Origin of the sequence: Paracoccus ravus, assembly GCF_004522175.1 — a bacterium.
In the GTDB taxonomy this organism is placed as follows: Bacteria; Pseudomonadota; Alphaproteobacteria; order Rhodobacterales; family Rhodobacteraceae; genus Paracoccus; species Paracoccus ravus.
On the sequence record NZ_SDEB01000078.1, the window covers coordinates 1 to 1,381 of the forward strand.

The window sequence follows — 1,381 nt, forward strand, 5'->3', positions numbered from 1 at the left end:
GCCTGACGAAGCACAGCCATGATCTGCGGTTCCGTGAAACGGCTCTTTCTCATTCGAATCTCCTCAGCTCACGCTACGAGAAAATTCTACTTATGCAGCCCCTTAACCATGGGGAGGATTACCCCCCCACGTTCGTTGATCGTACTCAAATGAGAGAACGCATCCTCAATGAAATCAAACGCCTTGCAGCAGAAAACGGAGGCAAGACCCCGGGAAAAAACTTTTTCCATCAAGAGACCGGTATAGCTGAAAGCGACTGGTATGGAAAACTGTGGCTTCGCTGGAATGAAGTTGTTGCCGATGCAGGTTTGGAGCCCAACGAGAAACAAGAACGCCTGTCCGGCGATCTGGTCTTGGACAAGTATGCCGAAGTGTGTCGCCACTACGGCAAGCCTCCTTCCAGTGCTGAGTTACGCTTTTACGCCAGAGAGACCCCCAACTTCATAAGTTACAACACCTTCGCTAAGCACTTCGGCAGTAAGGGCGGTGTGATCAGGGCTCTCAGGGATCGCTCTGTTGAGCGAGGCGAAGAAGATCTGATCGCCATTCTGCCGAATGTGAAGGCATCCGAGGCTTCCACAGCAAGTCCCGGCTCATCGAATGTTTCAGAGGGCTGGGTTTACCTTCTTCAGTCCGGCGACCACTTCAAGATTGGCCGGAGCGACGATTTGAAAAAGCGAGTGAAGCAGATCACTATAGCGCTCCCAGAGAAAGTTAAACTTGTCCACGCCATCAAAACTGACGACCCTCCAGGCATTGAGGGCTACTGGCACCGTCGCTTCGCAAACCAACGTGCAAACGGTGAGTGGTTCAAGCTATCTCCTGCCGACGTGAAAGCCTTCAAGCGGCGCAAATTCCAATAGGCAGCTCTGCAAGCTGACTTTCGCTGCAGGGCATGAGGACAGTCAATTTGGGCTCCGAGCGACGTGCTGCGGGGCAACAATTGGCGGAGTGGGTTGAACGAGTGACCTGGCCTCCGGCTAGTTGGGCCGACCCCTACCGGCCGATCGTCTTTCGCAGGTGCTGCCCATGCGATGTCCCCGTCCCATCGATTTAAGGCAACAGTCCCGGGCCGATGAGCAGCGATTTGAACGACGCAACCGGCGCAGTTGATCGTCTGCTCCCATCGCCCCGAGCCTGGGAGATGCAGATTCGTCATCAAGCGGTTTACTGCGTGCCAGGCTGTGCAAAACGGCGCGAACATCTGTGATACTATCGAGCTTGTCGGATCATCCGAAGTCAGGGCGGGCAGGAGGATGGGAGGTAACACCATGTCCATTGATCTTCTTCCTGTGCTCCGGCCTGAACGTCCCGCATGGAACAAGGGTCGCATCATCGGCCAGAAACGCCCACTGCTGCCGAAGCATGTCTGGTCGATCCG

1 protein-coding gene and 1 pseudogene are annotated in these 1,381 nt (G+C 55.1%); both read left to right on the top strand.

Annotated features, from left to right (window positions below):
* Positions 1-863 (top strand): GIY-YIG nuclease family protein (locus ESZ60_RS20550; RefSeq protein WP_209021388.1); only part of this gene is annotated, 863 nt, incomplete at its 5' end.
* Between the two features lie 408 nt (positions 864-1,271).
* A pseudogene (locus ESZ60_RS21635) lies at positions 1,272-1,381 on the top strand (integrase); the annotation flags it as partial.